The organism is uncultured Sutterella sp. (genome assembly GCF_937923675.1).
Lineage (GTDB): Bacteria > Pseudomonadota > Gammaproteobacteria > Burkholderiales > Burkholderiaceae_F > Sutterella.
Genome location: NZ_CALDXB010000008.1, coordinates 19,913 through 40,459 on the forward strand (window position 1 = coordinate 19,913; position 20,547 = coordinate 40,459).

Annotated in this window: 16 protein-coding genes; 9 read left to right on the forward strand and 7 right to left on the reverse strand. The window is 59.5% G+C overall.

What is annotated here, in order from left to right; all coding sequences use genetic code 11:
• Positions 1-83 precede the first annotated feature (83 nt).
• From Q0106_RS00495 to Q0106_RS00505, 3 genes are all read left to right on the forward strand, one after another.
• On the forward strand, positions 84-2,339 hold the full coding sequence (locus tag Q0106_RS00495) for a TonB-dependent siderophore receptor (RefSeq protein ID WP_297607520.1): 2,256 nt from the start codon (positions 84-86) through the stop codon (positions 2,337-2,339).
• A 95-nt stretch (positions 2,340-2,434) separates the two neighbouring features.
• Positions 2,435-4,108, forward strand: a complete 1,674-nt coding sequence (locus Q0106_RS00500; RefSeq protein WP_297607522.1) for an ABC transporter ATP-binding protein/permease — start codon at positions 2,435-2,437, stop codon at positions 4,106-4,108.
• Positions 4,109-4,303: 195 nt separating this feature from the next.
• A complete protein-coding gene (locus tag Q0106_RS00505) occupies positions 4,304-5,158 on the forward strand; it encodes a hypothetical protein (RefSeq protein ID WP_297607524.1) in 855 nt (284 codons plus the stop codon).
• A 99-nt stretch (positions 5,159-5,257) separates the two neighbouring features.
• Here Q0106_RS00505 and Q0106_RS00510 read toward each other — a convergent pair whose 3' ends face one another.
• From Q0106_RS00510 to Q0106_RS00520, 3 genes are all read right to left on the reverse strand, one after another.
• The gene (locus Q0106_RS00510) at positions 5,258-6,199 is read right to left on the reverse strand and encodes a sugar phosphate isomerase/epimerase (protein WP_297607526.1); all 942 of its coding nucleotides are present in this window, start codon (positions 6,197-6,199) and stop codon (positions 5,258-5,260) included.
• Between the two features lie 172 nt (positions 6,200-6,371).
• A complete protein-coding gene (locus Q0106_RS00515; RefSeq protein ID WP_297607528.1) occupies positions 6,372-7,091 on the reverse strand; it encodes a TIGR00266 family protein in 720 nt (239 codons plus the stop codon).
• Positions 7,092-7,107: 16 nt separating this feature from the next.
• Positions 7,108-7,866 carry an SIMPL domain-containing protein gene (locus Q0106_RS00520; RefSeq protein WP_297607529.1) on the reverse strand — a complete coding sequence of 253 codons (759 nt, stop codon included), beginning with the start codon at positions 7,864-7,866 and terminating at the stop codon, positions 7,108-7,110.
• Positions 7,867-8,237: 371 nt separating this feature from the next.
• Here Q0106_RS00520 and Q0106_RS00525 point away from each other — a divergent pair, with 371 nt between their 5' ends.
• The 6 genes from Q0106_RS00525 (at position 8,238) to rlmD (ending at position 16,061) form a co-directional block, all read left to right on the forward strand.
• Entirely contained in the window at positions 8,238-9,587 is a 1,350-nt protein-coding gene (locus Q0106_RS00525) for a sodium-dependent transporter (RefSeq protein ID WP_297607531.1), read from the forward strand.
• A gap of 185 nt (positions 9,588-9,772) precedes the next feature.
• The gene (locus tag Q0106_RS00530) at positions 9,773-11,107 is read left to right on the forward strand and encodes a sodium-dependent transporter (RefSeq protein ID WP_297607533.1); all 1,335 of its coding nucleotides are present in this window, start codon (positions 9,773-9,775) and stop codon (positions 11,105-11,107) included.
• 155 nt (positions 11,108-11,262) lie between these two features.
• Positions 11,263-12,609, forward strand: a complete 1,347-nt coding sequence (locus tag Q0106_RS00535) for a sodium-dependent transporter (RefSeq protein ID WP_297607535.1) — start codon at positions 11,263-11,265, stop codon at positions 12,607-12,609.
• 144 nt (positions 12,610-12,753) lie between these two features.
• The gene (locus Q0106_RS00540) at positions 12,754-14,091 is read left to right on the forward strand and encodes a sodium-dependent transporter (RefSeq protein WP_297607537.1); all 1,338 of its coding nucleotides are present in this window, start codon (positions 12,754-12,756) and stop codon (positions 14,089-14,091) included.
• A 99-nt stretch (positions 14,092-14,190) separates the two neighbouring features.
• Complete coding sequence (locus tag Q0106_RS00545) at positions 14,191-14,622, forward strand: hypothetical protein (protein ID WP_297607539.1); 432 nt, start codon at positions 14,191-14,193, stop codon at positions 14,620-14,622.
• The gene (gene rlmD / locus Q0106_RS00550) at positions 14,619-16,061 is read left to right on the forward strand and encodes a 23S rRNA (uracil(1939)-C(5))-methyltransferase RlmD (RefSeq protein WP_297607541.1); all 1,443 of its coding nucleotides are present in this window, start codon (positions 14,619-14,621) and stop codon (positions 16,059-16,061) included. Before Q0106_RS00545 ends, rlmD begins: the two co-directional genes overlap by 4 nt.
• 4 nt (positions 16,062-16,065) lie before the next feature.
• Here the strand turns inward: rlmD and Q0106_RS00555 are convergent, their stop codons facing one another.
• The 4 genes from Q0106_RS00555 to Q0106_RS00570 form a co-directional block, all read right to left on the reverse strand.
• Positions 16,066-18,201, reverse strand: coding sequence for an ATP-dependent DNA helicase (locus tag Q0106_RS00555; RefSeq protein ID WP_297607543.1), 2,136 nt, complete (start codon positions 18,199-18,201; stop codon positions 16,066-16,068).
• 13 nt (positions 18,202-18,214) lie between these two features.
• Entirely contained in the window at positions 18,215-19,147 is a 933-nt protein-coding gene (locus Q0106_RS00560; protein WP_297607544.1) for a hypothetical protein, read from the reverse strand.
• 91 nt (positions 19,148-19,238) lie between these two features.
• Complete coding sequence (locus Q0106_RS00565; protein WP_297607546.1) at positions 19,239-19,895, reverse strand: nitroreductase family protein; 657 nt, start codon at positions 19,893-19,895, stop codon at positions 19,239-19,241.
• Between the two features lie 20 nt (positions 19,896-19,915).
• Positions 19,916-20,500, reverse strand: a complete 585-nt coding sequence (locus Q0106_RS00570) for a nitroreductase family protein (protein ID WP_297607550.1) — start codon at positions 20,498-20,500, stop codon at positions 19,916-19,918.
• Positions 20,501-20,547 lie beyond the last annotated feature (47 nt).

Below are 20,547 nucleotides of genomic sequence, written 5' to 3' on the forward strand. Positions count from 1 at the left end.
AATTTGTAAAAATTAGTACAATAGCGCCCCCGATAACGGGAATGATTCTCATGTGCTTCTCAATCATTTTGATCCAAACTATCATGGCTACCCTCCCCGCCCTCTCTTTTTCCCTCCGTCCACAGTCTGTTTTCCGACTTTCTCTTCTCTCCACTGCCATTCTGATTTCCCATAGCGCCCTCAGTGCGGAAAACGTCGACTTTGATGCCGTAACCGTCACGGCAACGAGCATCAGCACCACGACGGAAAACAGCAATACCTACAAGTCTTCGGCCATGAGCACGACGACCGGTCTGGAACTCACGCCGCGCGAAACGCCGCAGTCGGTAAGCAACGTTACGATGCAGCAGATCCAGGATCAGGGACTCACGACTCTTGACGAAACCATGAGACGCACCACGGGCATCACCGTGATTGAGAATGCCGGCTCCGTGCGTTATCTCTCCCGAGGGTTCTTCGTCGACAAGATCCAGGAGGACGGCATCTCCTCAACGATTCCCGGCGCTACCGGAAACGCCTTCCGTGAATCGTCCGCCATGAGCGACATGGCGATTTATGACCATATTGAAGTCGTCCGCGGACCGACCGGCTTGACGCAGTCGAACGGCGAACCCGGCGGCACCATCAATGCCGTTAGAAAGAGACCGACCGCTGAATTTCAGGCCAATGTATCTGCCGAAGCCGGCAGCTGGGACCATTACCGCTCCACGGCTGACATTTCGTCTGGTCTGAACGAGGCAAAGACCCTGCGCGGACGTCTGGTTGGTCTCGTGAGCCGCAGCAACTCCTTCAAGGATTCCGTCGGCGACGACGTGAATATGCTTTACGGCATTCTCGAAGCGGACCTTACGCCGGACACGACGTTCACCTTCGGCGGGCTCTATCAGGACAGTGAGGCAACACCCGATTTCTACGGTCTTCCTGCCGGTCCCAACGGCGAAGATCTCGACTTTGACCGGGATACCACCTTCATCGCCGACTGGCAGAAACGCATCGTCCGCAAACGGAATCTTTTTGCCGAGCTTGAGCACTACTTCAATGAAGACTGGCGCATCACCAGCAAAATCTCCTATACGCGCATTGGCATGGACACGAAGATCGGCCAGCTGGTCGGGATTAAGAACCAGCAAATCGAAAATCCGATCGTACAAGGAAACAACTTCCAGTTTTACGACAATTCTCAGGAACAGCTCTCCGCTTCCGTGACGCTGAATGGTGTCTATCGCCTGTTCGGTCAGGAACATGATTTCTTCGGCACGCTGGATTATTCCCGGGAAGAATCGGACAGCAACTGGAAACGCTCGCCCTTTAGCTCCCAAATAAGTGCGCACGACTTTTCCGGCAGCTCACTGATTGAACCGGACTGGAATGACTACGACCAGCTCAATATTGACTACATATACCGTACGACTTACCGGGATATGGGCATTCGCCTGGGCACGCGCTACAACTTTACGAACAAATGGCACCTGATTGCTGGTGCGCGATGGGCAAACTTCAAGCAGGAATCTAATAACGAAGGCATTGACTACACCTTCCATGAGAATGTTGGTCAGTCTTTCTGGAATCCTCGTGACTATTGGGGGTCTGAACTGACTACGACAAAGCTCATTCCGTACTTCGGCCTTACCTGGGACGTCACGCCAAACAGCAGCATCTACCTCAGCTACACCTCTATTTTCAAGCCGCAGAGCGGAAAGTACACGTCTGGGGAAGTTGTTGATCCGGTAGAAGGCAAAAACTATGAATTCGGCATTAAGTCGGACTTCTTCAACAATAAGCTGAATACATCTGCCGCGCTCTTTTACATTGAGCAGGAAAACCGGCCTGTCTGGGACGCTAAAGGCAATTGGGTGCTGTCAACCGGTACGGTCGTCAGCCAGGGTCTGGAACTCGAGGTTTCGGGCGAAGTTGTTGACGGCTGGAATCTCTTCGCCGGTTATACCTACAACGAATCCGAGTTCCGGAACAATGAAAGCACGCTGTTCAAGAAGGGGATGACCTACAGCGCTTTGACGCCGAAGCATTTGCTGCGTTTCTACACCAGCTACCGCCTGCCCGGCGCAGCGCATCGCTGGACAGTTGGCGCCGGTGCACAGATTCAAAGCAAGTCCGATCTTGGTCAGCAGAGTCAGTCCTATCACATGCTCCAGGGCGGCTATGCAGTCTGGAACGCCAACGTGCAGTACCGCTTCAACGATCATCTGGACGTGAACTTCATCGTCAACAATCTCTTCGACAAGACCTACTGGCGAGAAGTCAACAACCGTACGTACACCATGAACGGGTATTACGGCGATCCGCGCAGCTTCCTCCTGCGCGCCAACTACCGCTTCTGATATAGCACGCCCACTAACCGCTCTCGTTCGCAACCTGCCGGGAACGAACGTGGGCGGCTTATTGCTTAATTTTCCCCGAAGACCATAAGAAACAAATGCGTACGATCAGGCATTTTTTAAGCTTGGCCGCTCCATACTGGTACTCACGGCAAAGATGGTATGCCTGGGTCATGCTTGCCGTTGTCATCGGCTGCGCCATGGGCATCATCGAAGTAGGCGTCTACCTGAGTCACTGGAACAAACGCTTTTACGATGCGCTCGCCCGCTATGAGAGCGCCGTCATGCCGGAGCTCATCCTCGAATGGATGGGATACATAGCCGTAACGGTCGTCCTCATCATTATCGGAAGCTGGGTCCAGAAACGTCTTTTTCTCGATTGGCGGGAACACCTCACCAAAATGATGCAGGAACGGTGGCTTGCCAATCATGCCCTCTACCGCATCAAGCTTGTGCACGAACCGGATAATCCCGACCAGCGAATTCAGGAAGACTGCGCCCTGCTGTCGGAAAAGACAATCGTGCTGGTGAAGTACTTCATCATGAATTTGTTCAAGCTGATCGCCTTCGTTGCCATCCTCTGGGGACTTTCGGGCGTTCAGAATCTTGAGATTTTCGGCATCCGTATCGAAATGCACGGTTATCTCGTGTGGGTAGCCTTAATCTGGTCGATCGTCTGCACGCTCATAACCCACCTGATCGGACGAAAACTGAGGCCGCTGAATATCGAAAGGCAGCATCGCGAGGCGGACTTCCGCGCGACCTTGCTGCGCGTCAGGGATTCCGCAGAACAAGTGGCATCCCTTCGCGGTGAAACGACCGAGATGAAAAGGTTTTCTGAGCGGTTTTCGCGAATCAAGGAAAACTGGCTCTCCCTCATCAAAAGGGAATTTCAGCTTGAAGCATTCACAGCAAGCTACATGCGCGTCAACAACGTTATTGCCATCATGTCGGCCCTACCGCTTTTTCTGACCAAAGCCATGACATTCGGCGACCTGATGCAGGCGCGAAGCGCATTCTCGAGCGTTCAGGACGGCTTCGGCTGGTTCCTCGACTACTACAAGCGGATCATGGAGTGGGCAGCCGTCGTTGATCGTCTTCACCGCTTCGACGAGAGCCTCAACGCAGTACAGAACAATCCTTCGCGCATTGCGGCTTCCGAAGGGGCGCTGGAAGTCAGTTCAATGTCGCTCTTCACGCCTTCCGGCCGTTGTCTTGCCAGGGATCTGAAGCTCGACCCGCAAGCTCACCGCTGGATTCTGATTGACGGACGAAGCGGCGCCGGGAAGTCCACGTTCCTGCGCGCGCTCGCGGGTCTCTGGCCGTTTTCAGAAGGGAAACTCACCATCCCGCATCAGGATGTTCTCTTCGTGCCCCAGAAGAGCTATCTGCCTTTCGACACGCTGAAAAACATTCTGACCTATCCCCGCAGAGGCGGCTATTCCGATGAAGCGGTTGAGGATGCACTCAGAACCGTAGGCCTCGAACGCCTTGCCGGACATCTGGACGAGAAGAAAGACTGGGCGCAGGAGCTTTCCGGCGGAGAGCAGCAGCGCCTCGGATTCGCCCGCGTACTTCTCAATCGCCCGAAACTCCTCTTTCTCGACGAATCGACCAACCAGCTTGACGATGCTTCAGCCATGAAGCTGATCAGCATCCTGAAGGCCAAGCTTCCTCAAACCGTCGTTCTGATGGTTTCGCATCAGCCGGCAGTGAAGAATCTCGCCGAAGCCAGAATAGAGATCGGCGGCCCGGCGCCGGCTGCCTCTTAGCGCGTTTAAACCCTATGCCTCCGCGCTTTCTGTGAAGACGCGGAGGCAGGCACCAGAGGCTCGATGCGCAGCGTTCTTCATCTTGGATGAAAATTAGTTGCACATCGAACCTCTTTGCCTTATGGTTCGATATCAAATTAATTTACTTAATTAGTTCGTTATCGAACTTATGACATCCAAATGAAAAAAGCTGCTTTGACTCTCGCTCTTCTCTCTGCTCTCGCTTCCTCCGGCTCGGTCTTCGGCACGGAAGTCTCAACCACGCCTCTCGGGGCGGGCGAAGTTTCCGTCTTCACCTTTGACGACGGCGTCAAAATCCACAACTTCAATACGAAGGACGTCATGGAGGACAACGCCTTCGTCGTTGAATCGAAGACCGGTCTTGTCGCAGTGGAGTCTCTCGCCTTCAAGAAGGACTTTCCCTTCTGGGGCGACTATCTGAAGAAGCTCGGAAAACCGCTTCAGGCAGTTCTCATCTCCAACCATCCTAACAATGCAGCCGCCTGGGCTGGCGACGCCCCGGTCTACGTGTCCGAGGAAGCCTGGAAGGCCATGCATTCCGGTTCAACCAAAGGCATCATGACCGGCCTTTCGAAAGCCTACGGCCCCGACTTCGACACGGCGCTCCCCGCGGCGCCCAAAATGCTGAGTCTGGGCGAACATGTCTTTGAAGGCGTCAGAATCGATGTCCGCGCAGACGGGGACGGAAACGAATTCCTTTTCCCCGACCTCAGGGCGGCCTACATCCACATGATGGGCTCTGAATGCCATTCGATCGTGGGCGGCGCGGCGCATGCCGACGCGCTCATCGGTCAGCTCGAAGCCCTTAAGAAGGAAGGCGTCACGCTTCTCTTCACGAGCCACTGGCAGCCAGAAGGCGTAAAGGCCATGGATGAAAAGATCGCCTACCTCAGGGCGCTGAAGGACACTGCGGCAAACGCTAAATCAAAGGATGAATTCATTGCCGCCATGAAGAAGGCGTACCCCAAGTATCAGGGCGAACACTATCTCGACATGACCGCCGGCTTCTTCTTCCCGATGAAGAAGTAAGCGCAATGTCCCCGGGAAGGCTATGGAGCCTCACCGGGGACATTCATTTTGAGGAGAACAAAATCTCTCAGGGAATCAGAGCAGACGCTCTTCGATCCATCAATATTCGCCCGCCTTGTTGAGCACGGCGACCATATCCTCGAGGTACATGCGGGCGCGGTCGAGCGGCGACATCGTGAGCGCGAGGTCGGCATTGCAGGCTTCGATCGAAATGGGAAGGCCCTTGAGATGTCCGAGGAGCTGCGGGAGATCCGCCGCGCCGGTGCCGGGCGAGAGACGGTAGTTCCTGGCCTGATAGAGGATGCCCGCCATATCCTTGGGCGTCGCGGCCGTCAGATCGCACATCTGGCAGTACTTGAGGCTTCCCTTCGGGAGGTTGTCGATGTCGGCGTAGTCGTTCTTAGCGCGATAGAAGTGGATCGGATCGACCAGAACGCCCGCGTTGGGGCGATTGATTTTGGAAAGAAGCCCGCCCGCCTGGCTGACGGTCGAGACGTCGCACCACGGCATGGGTTCGACCGAGAGGTTGAGGCCGTACGGGAAGGCAATTTCGCAGAGCTCGGCAAAATTGTCCGAGAAGCGATTGAGATCCGGGTCGTTCCCGGCCACAAGAACGTGCTGAGCGCCCAGGCGCGCGCCGGTTTCAAAGAAAGGCTTCCAGTTGATCGCGCGGGTGTCGGGCTTCACGCGCAGAATTTCAATGTCTAGCACCTTCACGCCCGTGGCCTTGAGATTTGCTTCGACCTCTCGGATCATGGGCGTATCGCCGATCATGTCCCATTGGGTTTCCGTGGGCGTTGCCGGAACAAGGCGGATGCCGACATGGCTGTAGCCGGCCTGGGCGGCGCAGAGAACCTGATTGGCAGGCGACACGTCAAGAACGGTCAGCGCCGCAAGACTGATCGGACGCGGGAGCTTGATAGGATCAAACTTACGGTCCTTGAGGGAAACGGGCTGCACCTTGGCGTGCGCAGCGCCCACGGCGGCAAAAGCGGCCGCTGCGGCAGCGGACTTGAAGAGCAGACGACGATTGGCGTTCATGACGAGTCTCCTAGGCGTTTCGGGGAAAGTTTTCGGAAGAAGCTTTAGGTTCTTCCTCTTAATCCCGAATGCTAGGAATCCTCATCATTTGGAGGTACCTCTCGCGGGAGGTATCCATGAGGCGTGCAGGATTATTGGCCCGCCCGCTTAGAATCCAAGGTTTGCCTGCCGGCTATTCGTTTTCCTTCTCCGCCTTGTCTCTCGGCCGCCGCGAGAAGACCCAGTCGAGGAAGCTTCCCTGATTGCGGGAGCTCACAAGAATCCTGCCTGAACCCGAAAAGCGGAGCACGAAGCCTTCGCCCGAGAGCTGACTTTCAACGAGGCGCCCGAAAATTCCCGATCGGTTCGTCTTCAGCGTGATTTCATAGTCGAGCGACGCGTCCCAGGCAACCAGGTGGCCGTTGTCGATGAGCACGGGCTTCTCGGGGCGAACTTCCATCTCGCGCACGGACCCGAAGCCCGAAACGACGAGCTGGCCGCTGCCGGAAGCCTTCATGATGAAGAATCCGCCGGAGTCGGCGAGAAGCGCCCGACCGATGCCCTGCATTTTCGCCGTAACGTCGACGCCTTCCGTTGAAGCGAGGAAGCACCCGTCGGCGAGCATCCACTCGGCGGGACCCACATCCAGAATCCGGATGTCTCCGGGGAAAGCCGGCGCAAGGAGCGCGGTGCCCGGGGCATCCTCGGCCTCAATCCACTGCTGAAAGAACGTTTCGTCATTCAGAAACTTTCTCGCAATGGAATTGAGGAATCCGCCCCGGGTCTTCCCTCGAAGCGAAAGCGCCGCATCCATCGCCACCATGGCGCCCGATTCCGTTGCAACCGAGTCGCCCTTGTCGAGCGTTACGCGCAGAAGCGGATCAACGCCGCCTTCAGCTTCAAAGCGAACCATTTCTATCCTTCATCCATTAGGGAGTGATGCGGACCGTAAGCGTCACCGTGAGCGCGACGTCCGCCGTGCCAGAGCTTACTACCGGCGCTGCGTCATTCATAGCTGCGCGCGCCATGAGCACCTGGGGCTGCGCATAGTAGCGGGGGGACGGCCCCGAAGCGCCCGAAACCTGAATGCCTTCGATGCGAACGTTCTTTTCACCCAGTCCGAGAGACTTTGCCGCGATCACGGCGCGGTCAGAAGCATTTTTGATGGCTTCCGAGAGAAGCGCATCGGTGGCCGCCTGGCGCACGGGGCGCGAAACGGAGAAGGAGACGCCGTCAAACTTCATTGTTTTCCCGGCCGCTTCCATGACCTTGGAAGAGAGCGCAATGTCGCGCACCGTCACGCGGATCGACTGTTTGGCGCTCCAGGCGCCGATCTGGGAGACCTCGCCTTCTTTCGCCTTCGTCATCACGGGCCAGGTGGAAAAATCCGTCGTCCTCACGTCGACCTTGTCGCCAAAGACCTTGAGCGCTTCAATCGCGGCGTTGCCCGCCTTCACGACCTCTTCCGTCGCTGCAGCCGAATCCTTTGTCTGGGTTTCAATCGAGAACGTAAGGGACGCTTCGTCATTGGGAAGCGTCTTTGACGCTTCACCCGCGACATTCATGACGAGGCCGGCTTCGGCAACGCGCGGCATGGCGAATGCGGCGTCGGAAAACCCAAGCGCCAGAGCGCCGGTGCAGAGCGCAGCTGCAAGGATCGTACGGGTTGCGGCGGATTTCGGCGACATTTTGATCTCCTTTTGAATGTTGAGGATTCACCGGGGAGAAGCAGAACCTCGATGCTCCCGCGTCTCCCGGCAGAATTTCCCTTTTCTTTGGTTCCTTCAACTATGAGGCATCAGGAACGTCTGAGCTTCAAGCATCTGCAACGTTTCTTTTCGAGGTGTTGACGCGCAGAAACGCTCTGCATTTCTGCCGGAGCAGGTGCGTTCGATGCAAATTTCAGATTTAACAAAGAACTGCGGAATAAAATCCTTTTTCCATCAGAAAAAATAGATATTTCCCCGTAGCGCATCGTTACAATCGACGGCCGGCGCAGCCGTCTGCGCGATTTCCCTCAAGTTTTCCCGAAGGACATTGCTTCCTTACTCATCCTTTCATGTCCACTGCAAACGCTGCGGCTTCCGTGCAATGGAGCTCGCGCCTCGGCTTTATTCTCGCTTCGGCCGGTTCTGCGATCGGCCTCGGCGCCATCTGGAAATTTCCTTTCTGGGCCGGCGCCAACGGCGGAGGAGCCTTCATTCTTCCCTACGTCGTCTTCACGCTCACGACGGGCCTCGTGCTCCTCATGGCGGAGTTTGCGATCGGCCGGCGCGGCCGCGGCTCAGCCGTGAGCGCCATGCGCCGCATCGGGGGAAGACCCTTTGCGCTCCTCGGCGCCTTCGCAGTGCTCACCTCCTTTCTGATCCTTGCCTACTACTGCGTCGTCGGCGGCTGGTGCGTGGCCTATCTGGCTCAGTCCCTGACGACGGGCGTCGTCACCGAAAATGCGCTGACATTGAGAAGCGACTTCAGGGAAATCGTTTCCACCGGCTGGATCAACATTGCCTGGCTTTTTGCTTTTCTCTCCCTCACGGCGATCACAGTCGGCTTCGGCATTGAAAAGGGAATCGAGCGCGCTTCGAAACTCCTCATGCCGATGTTCTTCGTGATGATGCTCGCCGTCATCATCCGGGGACTCACGCTCGAGGGCGCCATGGAGGGCGTGAAGTACCTCCTGAGCTTCAGGCCGGAAGACCTCTCGTCCGGGGCGATTCTGAGCGCGATGGGCTACACCTTCTTTTCGCTCTCGTTGGGCGCCGGCATTCTCATCACCTACGGCACTTATCTGCCGAAGCGCGCCGACATTCCTCTCTCATCGCTCTGGGTGGCGCTTCTCTCGATTCAGGCGTCGCTCCTTGCCGGTCTCATGGTGATGCCCGCCGTCTTCGCCTTCGGAGTGGCTCCGGATGCAGGTCCCGGACTCGTTTTCATCACGCTCCCGATGATCTTCGCGCACATTCCGGGAGGGAGCATCTTCGCCGCAATCTTCTACGTCTGCCTGCTCGTTGCGGCGCTCACTTCCTCGGTGTCGCTTCTCGAGGTCGTCGTCGCCTTTCTTCACAATGAGTGGCGGCTCTCGAGAAGCACGGCAACCATCGCGAGCTTCGTGCTCCTTTTCTTTCTCGGGTCCCTGAGCGCCCTCTCCTTTGGGGAACTGAGCGAATTCACGCTTTTCGGGCGGAATTTCTTCGACTTCTTCGACTTTGTCTGCACGAACTTCATGATGCCGGTGGGCGGCCTCGCCGTTGCCGCGCTCATGGCCTGGAAGGCGTGGCCAGCGATGAAGGAGGAGCTCACGTCGGCCAGGCCCCTTTCATCCGGGACCCTATCCGCCATCCGCGTCGTTCTCGGCGTTCTCGCGCCGATCCTCGTCCTGACGACGATGTATCAGGGTCTTTTCCTTTAAAAAACCTTGAAGGATGCCCGGAAAGTCTGCGCTTGATCAAAGCCGCTCCACAGGCTCCTGAAGCTCTGCGCAAACTTTTTGTCTTCGATCCTCCGTATGATTTCCGGAAAGCGGGCCCGCTCCTTCTGCGCGGCCGTCAGGCTTTCCACTATTTTTCAAGCAGAACAAAAAGGCTCAGGCAAAAAATGGCGAATGAACGCATCACCTGGACAAGCCGCATCGGCTTCGTGCTCGCCAGCGCGGGCGCAGCCGTCGGCCTCGGCGCCATCTGGAAGTTCCCGTACATGGCGGGAACGAACGGCGGAAGCGTCTTCCTCTTTCCCTACATTCTTCTCACCTTCACTGTGGGCCTCGCGCTTCTCATCGCAGAAATCGCGCTGGGACGCCTCGGCAAAGGCGGCATCGTCACGACCTACCGGCGCCTTGCCGGCAAAGCCTTTCTCCCTGCCGGCTACCTCGGCGTCGTCACGGGCTTTCTCGTCCTGTCGTTTTATTCGGCGATCGGCGGCTGGACCCTTTCCTACTTCTGCGAAGCGCTCGTGGGCCAGGGGCTGATTGCGGACCAGTCGCAGCTCGGCGCCCACTTTGCCGAATTCACCGCAAACCCGGTAACGGCGCTTGGATTCCAGTGGCTCTTCCTGGTGCTGAACGGCCTCATCGTGGCTTTCGACGTGACGAAAGGCATTGAACGCGTGAGCAAAATCCTCATGCCGCTTCTCTTCATCCTGATGCTCGTCGTGATCGTGAGAGGCCTCATGCTTCCCGGCGCCTGGGCGGGGGTGGAATTCCTCTTCAAATTCGATCCCGATGCCTTCACGCTCTCGGGCCTTCTGCAGGCAATGGGCTTCACCTTCTTCTCGCTCTGCGTGGGCTGCGGCTGCATGATGACCTACGGCTCCTACCTCAATGAGAAGACGAACCTCGTGCGCTCCTGCGTCTGGATTGCTTTTCTCGCAGTCATCGCGTCCCTCATGGGCGGCCTCATGATCATGCCGTCCGTCTTTGCCTTCGGTCTTGATCCGACGGCGGGCCCCGGCCTCACCTTCATCACGATGCCGGCGGTCTTCGCGCAGCTCCCGGGCGGCCAGATCTTCGCCGTGATCTTCTATCTCTGCCTCGCGGTGGCGGCCATCACGTCGTCGGTCTCGATGATTGAAATCATCGTCGCCTTCCTTGTGGACGAAAAGAACTGCACGCGACCGAAGGCGGCCGTCCTCTCCACGATTGCGCTCGCCGTCGTGGGAGCGCTTCCCTGCCTTTCCTTCGGCGTCCTTTCCGACGTCAAATTCTTCGGCACGAAGACCTTCTTCGACATCTTCGACTTCTTTACGAGCAACCTTTCGCTCCCCATCGGCGGTCTCGTCATTCTCTTCCTTGCAGGATTCCGCTGCTGGAGCCGGGTTGAATCGGATATTTCGGGCGGGGCTCCCGCGCCCTCCTGGATGCCGGCGCTTCGCTTCACCATGCGCTATCTCGCACCGCTCCTCGTCCTTGCGGTGCTGATCACCGGCCTCATGTAAACCACAGCTTTTCCCTTCAAAACGGGCGGCTCAAACAACGAGAGCCGCCCGTTTTCTTTGTGCGGCAGAGGAATCCGGGTTTTCCTTCAATCGCCCTTAGACGCGCGGAAATACCGCTACAATCGAAAAATTCTTTGTTTTTCGGGAATTTTTCAATGTCTCAGGAAGTGAGTCGCTCCGCCTGGTCCTCCAGGATCGGATTCATCCTCGCGTCGGCAGGTTCGGCGGTCGGTCTCGGAGCCATCTGGAAGTTCCCGTACATGGCGGGCACGAACGGGGGCTCCATCTTCATGCTCCCCACCATTGCCTTCTCGCTCACGATCGGTCTCGCGCTCCTCATGGCTGAAATGTGCATGGGGCGGCACGCGAGGGGCGGCGCAGGCACGGCCTTCAGAAAGCTTGGCGGCCGCCGCTGGGGCATCATCGGGCTCATTTCGGTCGCGACCGGCGCTCTGGTGCTTGGGTTTTATTCCGTGGTGGGCGGCTGGTGCGTCCACTATCTGATCGAGGCGCTCCTAGGGCGAGCAGCCGTCACTGACCCCACGGTCATGCGCGGGGCCTTTGAAGCTTTTGCCTCCGACCCGATCCAGTCGGTCGGAAGCCACGTGCTCTTTCTCTCCGCCACGGCTGCCGTCGTTCTCGCCGGCGTCGAAAAAGGGATCGAGCGCGTGGGGAAGATCCTCATGCCGCTCCTCTTCATCCTGATGCTCGTCCTCATCGTCCGCGGGCTCATGCTCCCGGGCGCGATGGAGGGCGTGAAATTCCTCTTCAAGCCCGATCCGGAAGCCTTCACGGGCGAGGCGCTTCTGAACGCCATGGGCTTTGCCTTCTTTTCGCTCTCCGTGGGCTCGGGCTCGATGATGAACTACGGAAGCTACCTCTCCGACAAGGTAAGCATCGGGCCCTCGACCGCCTGGATTGTCTGCCTCGCGGTAATGGCCTCCATCCTGGGCGGCCTCATGATCATGCCGGCCGTCTTTGCCTTCGGGCTCTCGCCTGATGCAGGCCCCGGCCTAACCTTTGCAACGATGCCCGCCGTCTTCGGCAGAATGCCCTTCGGCGACATTTTCGCCGTCGCGTTCTTCCTCTGCCTCTTTGTCGCGGCGCTCACCTCGGCCATTTCGATTCTGGAGATGACCTCGCAGCACTTCGTCGACCGCCATGGCTTGAAGCGCCGCACTTCCGTGCTCCTCGTCTCCACGGTTCTCGGCCTCATCGGCATCGTCTGCGCGCTCTCCTTCGGGCCGCTCTCGGACGTGAAGCTCTTCGGGAAAACCGCGTTCGATCTCCTCGACTACGTCACTTCCAACATCGGCATGCCGATCGGCTGCATGGGAATTGCCTTCGTTGCGTGCTTCGTGTCCTGGAAGACGACGGAAGCCGAACTCTCCATGAACGCCTCCTGGCGGCCCTGGGCGCTTCGCGCCTTCAGGCTCTTTGCCGGCATTCTGGCGCCGCTTCTCATTCTCGTGGTCGCGGCCAAGGGCATTGGTCTTTTCTGATCCCCGAGCGGGAGGGATGTCCTAAGTCTTATTCCTAAAGGCGCTCTTCAGGAGCGGCTTGCTAAGATCTCAGGCTTACACGCTTTAACCCGGCAGCAACCCGTACTGCCCCTCAATTTTTTCAACTATCAAGAAGAACACATCATGTCGCAGAACATGACAAGCGGCGGCTGGGGCTCGCGCCTCGGCTTCATCCTCGCCTCCGCCGGATCCGCGGTGGGTCTCGGCGCCATCTGGAAATTCCCCTACATGGCAGGAACGAACGGCGGCGCCGTCTTCATGCTGCCCTTCATTTTCTTTACGCTCACGATCGGCGTGTCGCTTCTCATTGCTGAGTTTGCAATGGGGCGCGCCGGCCGTCAGGGCGCCGTGGGGAGCCTGAACCGCGTGGCCGGGAAGCCCTGGGGCATCTTCGGCGGCATCGGCGTATTCACCGTCTTCCTGATTCTTTCCTTCTATTCCGCGGTCGGCGGCTGGTGCCTCAAGTACCTCTGGGACGCCGTGCTCGGAAACGGCCTCATCACGGATACCGCGAAGCTCGGCGAATATTTCGGCGGCTTCGTCTCAAACGCCTTCGACTCCTACGGGTACCTGCTTCTCTTCCTTGCCGTCACGGCCTACGTCGTGATGAACGGCATTGAGAAGGGCATTGAAAAGGTCGCGAAGATCCTGATGCCCGCGCTCTTCATCCTGATGCTCATCCTGATCGTGCGCGGCGTCACGCTCCCGGGCGGCTGGAAGGGCGTGGAATTCCTCTTCACGCCCCGCTGGGAAGACTTCAACGGAAGCGCGCTCTTCAACGCCATGGGCTTCTGCTTCTTCTCGCTCTCCTTGGGCGCCGGGACGATGATCACCTACGGCTCCTACCTCAACCCCAAGGCGGATCTTCCCTCGTCCGTGGGCTGGGTCGCGTTCCTCGCCATCATGGCGGCCATTCTCGGCGGCCTCATGGTGATGCCTGCCGTCTTCGCCTTCAATCTTGACCCGGCTGCCGGCCCCGGCCTCACCTTCGTCACGATGCCTGCGGTCTTCGCCCAGATGCCCTTCGGCCACGGCTTTGCGATCGCCTTCTACGCCTGCCTCACGGTGGCTGCGCTCACCTCGTCGGTCTCGATGCTCGAAGCCTGCGCGACGCTCCTCGTTCAGGAATGCCGCCTCGCGCGCCGCACGGCGATTCTCGCAACGCTTGCGGGCTGCGCCCTCGTGGGCTTTGCCGCCAACATGTCCTTCGGACCCTGGGCTGACGTGAAGTTCTTCGGCAAGAACATTTTTGATCTTCTCGACTACGTCACCTCGAACGTCGGCATGCCGCTCTCCTCCTTCGGCATCGCCATTGCCGCAGCCTGGATCGCCTGGCCCGCCATGCAGCGCGAGCTTCAGACGACGCGCATGCTGCCGCCTTCGGTTCTGACGACGGTCCGCATCCTCACGGGCTTCTGCGCGCCGCTCTTCGTGGCGGTTGTTGCCCTCGGCTCCCTCTGATATTTTTTGGTCCTTGAAGACTTCCAGTGCTTCCGGCGCTCAACAGCCGTCGGAAGCACTATTCTTATGGGAACCTCAATCAACGGAGATCCTTTCCCGATGACCGACTCCAATCCCGCTACCAGAGAACCTCTTCTTTCGCTCTCCGACCTCGGCGGCGGCCGTGCATGCCTTGACAATGCCATTGCAAAGGAATGGAACGACCACAGGAATGTCTGGCTCGGCGGCAGCGGCATTGCGCTCGTCCTTGCCGTTATCCTCACCTTCATTCAGGGGGCGCACCCCTGGTGGGCGGGAATGATCTACAACATCGCCTGCGTTGCGCTCCTCATTGCCTTCTTTGCGCTCATCGGCATCATGCTCGTCTGGCGCCACATCCGCGGTCTCGCCTCTAAGCTCCATTTCGAGGAGCGACGAGTCTTCCTTGAGGACGCGGGGAAGGGCCTGATGAAGTATCTGGGCGGCGTCGTTGCCGCCGTCATCATCGCCGAAGCCGTCATCTACTGCCTCCCGCTCATGGTTCTCCCGTGAAGAAAGGCGCCGACAACCATTCGCGCGCTCCCGCACCCCAGCATTGCGCCGGTCCGCTCAGAGTGACCGGAATGGATGCCGGGGGCGCAGGCCTCGTCCGGCTTCCCGACGGGCTCGAGGTCATCGTCCCGGGAGCGCTTCCGGGCGAAGAAATCACCCTCGTCTACCGGCCGCCGCAGCCAGGCGGACGCAGGGGGCTCGCCGAATCCTTTGAAACGGTTTCGCAGTCTCCCTATAGAGTCCACGACCGCTGTCCCCTCGCAGGCGACTGCGGCGGCTGCCCCGTGGCGCGGCTCAACTACGCAAAGGAGCTTGAGCTCAAGCGCGATCTTCTCGTCATCGATCCGCTTCGCGCTTCAGGACTTTCAGAGGGCAAGGACGCTCCCGTCGTCGAAGCCGCGGTCGGCCTCCCGGAGGAAAAGCTCAGAGGCTTTCGCAACAAAGCCGTGCTCTATCCCGGGATTCTCAACGGAACCCCGCACTTCGGCTACTACCGCGCGCGCTCGCAGGATCTTGTGCCTGCGGAAGGGTGCCCCCAGACGCCCCGATGGATGGAAGCTGCCGCACGGGCGCTCGCGCCATTCCTCTCGGATCCGTCCCTCGCCCCCTGGAGCGAGCGCACGGACGAAGGCGTCTTAAGAACCCTGATTCTGCGTGAAGCCCCGGGAACGGGCGAACGGATGGCCGTGCTCGTCGTGAGAAGGCTTCCCGCTGATTTTGATGCGATGAGGGAGAAGCTCATCGCCGCACTTCTGCCGATCGGACTCACTTCGCTTCTTCTCAACCTTCATGAAGCACCGGGGAGCGCCGTCCTCTCCTTTGCGCCCGGCGCGACCCGCGTGATTGCCGGAAAGTCAGGCATTGAAGCGAAGCTCCTTGACCTCAGCTTTTCGCTCGGCGCCGAAACCTTCCTGCAGGTGAATACCCCGCAGACGCCGGTGCTCTACGGCCTTGCGCTCGACCGGCTCGGCATTTGCGACACCGACCGGGTGCTCGACCTCTACTGCGGCGTCGGCACCCTGACGCTCCTTGCGGCACGCAGGGCCCGTAAAGCCCTCGGCATTGAGCGCGTCGCGCATTCCATTGAATGCGCCCGCGGGAATGCCCGCGCCAATCAGCTCGGAAATGCGGAGTTTCTTGCGCTTTCCGTCGAAAAGGCTCTCGAGCGCGAGGACGTGAAGGCCTTCTCTCCGACCCTCGTCATTGCCGACCCGGCCTATCAGGGCCTTGCAGGCGGCGCCGCGGAAGCGCTCGGGAAACTCATGAAGACGTCGGGCGCAAGGCGCCTTGCCTACATTTCCTGCAATCCGAAGAGCTTCGCGCGCGATGCCGCGGTTCTTTCTTCTTCAGGCCTCAGACTTTTATCCGTCACGCCCGTCGACATGTTCCCGGGCGCCATGCACCTGGAAGTGGTCGGGATCTTCGAAGCGAAGGCGTAACCCATCACTGATAGAGCGATTCGTGCCAGCTCTTCGGGTCCCTGAAGAATTGAATGGCCTTCTCGAGACTTCTCGTTCTAAAGAAGTCCGGAAGGCTCTTCATCACCGATTTCCCGTAGCTCTTCTCAGCGATTCTCGCGTCGCAGAGCATGAAGACGCCGCGGTCCGTCTCTGAACGAATGAGACGGCCTGCGCCCTGCTTGAGGGAAATGATGGCCTCGGGGAGCGCATAAACCCCGAAGGGACTCCCGCCCCTGCGGCGGATCGCGTCCGAGCGCGCGGAAACGATGGGATCGTCGGGAGGCGCAAAGGGGAGCTTGTCGATGACGACGAGCGACAGCGCGTCGCCCCGGACGTCAACGCCTTCCCAGAAGCTCATCGAGCCCACGAGAATCGCGTTCCCGTGCCGTCGGAATTCTGCGATGAGCGCGGCCTTGGGCATTTCGCCCTGAACGAGAAGCGGATAGGGGTTCCCTGCCGTCTCGAGCTTCTCGCGCAGCTCCTCGGCCATCCGGTTGACGGCAGCGAGCGACGTGCAGAGAAAGAAGGTTTTCCCTCCGGCCGCGAGAACGAGCGGCCACGCGGCCTCAACGACCCGTGAGGCGTGCTCGACCGTGTTGACGGGAGCCGGAAGCTTCGGGAGATAAAAGCACCCCTGCTCCCAGTAGTTGAAGGGGCTCTCCCACGTGAGGGCCCTGGGCGAATCAATGCCCGTTTCCGCACAAAAATGCGAAAAGTCTCCTGCGGCCGAAAGCGTCGCCGACGTGAAGACCCAGGCGCCGCCCTCAGCTTCGCGCATTTGGCGGAATTCCCCGGCAAAGGAAAGCGGCGTGTTGTTGAATCTCAAGCCCGTCGCCGAAACCGAAATCCACTGCACCGAGGATTCCTGCTTCTTCAATGCGAATTCGTCCGTCTTTTCGACGCCCGGAGCTGCTGCATCAGGAGCGGACTCTTCGCCCTCCGCCTCGTCTTCGGGCGCGTCATCGCCGTGAGCGAGCTTGCGGATGATCGATTCCCAGCCGGCCATTTCAAGGTCGACCTCACTCGCATAGCTTAAAAGCGCGTCCAATTCGTCATGCCGCCCCTTATTGGCTTCGAGCGCGCGCACAAGCGCGCCGAAAGTGCGGAGCACCTGGGCGAACGGTTCCTCGAGTTCTCCGAACCGTTCGATGGTCTTCACGGCCTTTCTGTCGCCTTCCTTGAGGCCGATGGCATTGGCTTCAATCTTGAGGTCGTAGACGGCCTTTCTCGCATCGTGCGAGAGCTTGTCCCAGTCCGCACCGTCGCGCGCATGGTTGATGCCGAGGTAGCGCGACTCGTCTGAGATCTGCTCAATCTGCCAGGTGCTGAAGAAGGTGCCGAAAAAGTCCGTGGCAATCCCCGGGAGCTGATGCGCTTCGTCAAAGACCGTGAGGTTCGCTGACGGGAGCATTCCGTCGATCTGGCCGCCCGCGCTCGACTTGAGCGCAAGGGAGGAGAGATAGAGATGGTGGTTCACGACCACGATCTGGCTCTGGAGCGCCTTTTCGCGCGCGGCGCGCACGAAGCAGTCTTCCCAGTGCGTGCATTTTTCCTTCCCGAGGCAGTTTTCGCGCGTGCTCGTCACAAGGGGCCACAAGGGATCGTCCTCGGGCACCGTCGGAAGCTCCGCCCGGTCGCCCGTCGGCGACACGGCGGCAAAGCGCTTGATTTCGCGCAGCTTCCGATAGCTGTCGCGCTGCGGGAGAAGTCCTTCCTCTTCCGTGCGCTCGAGGCGGTAGGGACAGATGTAGTTGGCGCGGCCCTTCAGCACTGCCGTCGGGATGTTGACGCCGAAGGCGGCCGAGAGCGCCGGAATATCCTTCTGAAAGAGCTGGTCCTGCAGAGGCTTTCCGGCCGTGGAAATCACGACCACGGACCCCGAGAGAATCGCCGGAATCAGATAGGCGAAGCTTTTGCCCGTGCCGGTGCCGGCCTCAGCGAGAAGCGTTTCCTTGCCTTCGAGCGCTTCAGCCACGGCGAGCGCAAATTCAATCTGGCTCTGCCGGGGACGGAACCCGGGCGTCGCGCGCGCAAGGGGGCCGTCCTCGGCAAAGGCGAGCGCCACGCGCTCGGAAAGAGGCTTCCCCGAATCAAAAAGCGAAGGGAAATTTCTGCGCATGCTTCAGGCCTTCTCAGAAGTATTTGGCAAGACCGCTCGACTTTTCCTTCTGCCGGTCTTCATAGCGCTTCTGCGCTTCGGAACGTTCCTCGAGGCTCTTTTCGAACTGCTGCTGCTTGGCTTCGCGGTCCTTTCTGCGCTTTTGGGCGCGCTCTTCGGCTTCGCGCTGGCGCTCTGCCGCCTGAGCCTGCTTTTCGGCGTACCAGGCTTCGTTCGCGTCCTCAAGATCCTTTCTCGTGGCATCCGGGGACACTTCGACCCTGGAGCCCGGAATGAGGGCCGGGGCCGACGCGTCCTTCACCTCCTTCGGATGAATGCCCGCAGGCTCCGACGGCGCCTTCACCTCCTTCGGCTTCAGGTCGACGGGTTCCGACGCCTTTCTTCCATCCGCGCCGTCAAGCTTCATGGGGGAGGACGGCTCGTTCGGTTTTTTAGGCGCAATGCGGATGGGTTCGGGCCGGTCGGTCTTCACTTCCTTCGGGGCAATCTTCATCGGCGGCTCGCGCTTCGCGGCGGCATTCTTTGCGCGGTTCTCCTCCATCTTCCTCACGCGCTCGGCGCGGATCACTTCATCGGCCGCAACAATCACGCGGCGGATTTCACGCTCGCGCGAGAAGGAGAGGCGTCTTGCGTCGTCGATGCACTTATTGACGAGGAATTTTTCCGTGCAGGCCGCCTGCACGTCCTTCATGGCGCGATCGACGCGGCTCAGTTCCTTGTCTGCCGCGTCCTTCACCTTGGCGGCGGTCGCGGGCGAATCAATGGCGCCCTTCCGGCTCCAGCGGTCGTAGAAGGCCGTGTCGGTGAGCACCGTCTGAGCCTTCTCCGCGCGCGCCTCGAGTTCCTCTTCCGTAAGTTCCGCGGCGTTCGCGGCCCCCGCGGCGATGAGGCCGCAGGAAATGAGCGCAAGGGCAGAAAGCGTGGGAGATCGAAGAGTACGGAGCATGATGAATTTCTTTGGGAACAAAAAGGCTGCCGGGCAGAGAGTTTAGCAATCCACCGCGGCAGCCCCGCTTAATTAAGCATCGGAAGATTCGTTAGAGAATCGTTACGACCTCGTCAAAAGGAAAGCGCGACTTCGGGCGCGTCGCATTCGCGTCGTCCGCTGAATGGTGTCCGAGGGCAATGCCGATAACGGCGTGCCGCCCGGCCTTCTCAAGCCCCAGGATTTCATCGACCTTGTCGAACCAGAGGCCGCCGAGCGTCGTGGCATCGACGCCCATGCCGCCCGCGGCAAAGAGGAGAAACCCGAGCGCTATGCCGATCTGCTCGCGCGCCCAGACTTCACCCTTGTCGGGTCCGGCGCAGTAGGCCTTCACGGCTTCGCCGCGGACGCGTTTCACCACCTTGTCGAAGCCGCTCGCGATCGTCGCCTCATCAAAGCGCCCGTCGAGCGTTTCCTGGCGGTTGAGCTTCTCGACCCGCCCGACGAGATCGCGCTCGAGGGCGATGATGATGATCGCGCTCGCATTGCGGATGCGCTCGACATTAAAGTCCTTCACGGCGGGCGCAAGCGCCTTGATCGCCGGTTCCGAGCGGAGCACGTAAAAGTGCCAGGGCTGGATGTTGACCGACGAGGGCGCCAAGCGCATGATCTCGAGGAGGTCATGGAGATCCTCGTCCGAGAGGGGCTTCGCGGGATCGTAGTGCTTCGCCGTATAGCGGCGGCGCGCAATCTCGAGCATCGGGTTCATCGGACCTTTCCTCCCGGGAATCACTTGATCTCAGTGAAGAGCTCTTCGGTCGTGAGGCGCGACTTCGGACGCATGGCGTTCCCGTCGTTGGGATTGCGGTAGCCGAGCGAGAGAAGCACGACGGCGGTGAGGCCCTTTTCGCGGAGGCCTAGAATCTCGTCGACCTTCTTGAAGTCGACGCCTTCGAGGCAGGTCGAGTCAATCCCCATGCCGGCAGCGGCGTAGAGCATGATGCCCATGCCGATGTAGGCCTGACGGGCTTCCCACTCAACCAAGTCCTTTTCAGAGCCCATGTGAAGGCCCGCGAAATAGCGGCGTCCCTGATCCTGCTGCTTCCTGATCTCGTCGTTCGGGAAGCGGCCGTCGGCGGCTTCCTTTTCAAGAACGCGCTCGAAATGGGCGTCAGTGAGCTTCGTCGGCACCGTGAAGACGACGACGTCGCTCGCGCCCGTCACGCGGTCGTGGTTGAAGTCGGGAAGTGCCGGGAGGAGCTTCGCGCGGGCTTCGGCCGTATGGGCCGTAAAGAAGTGCCAGGCCTGCGCATTCACCGACGTGGGCGCGAGGCGGAGGATTTCGCAGAGGGTCGCAAACTGCTCGCGCGGCAGGGCTGACGATTACAAATATTTATTGAAGCTCAGCCCTGTATAGTTTT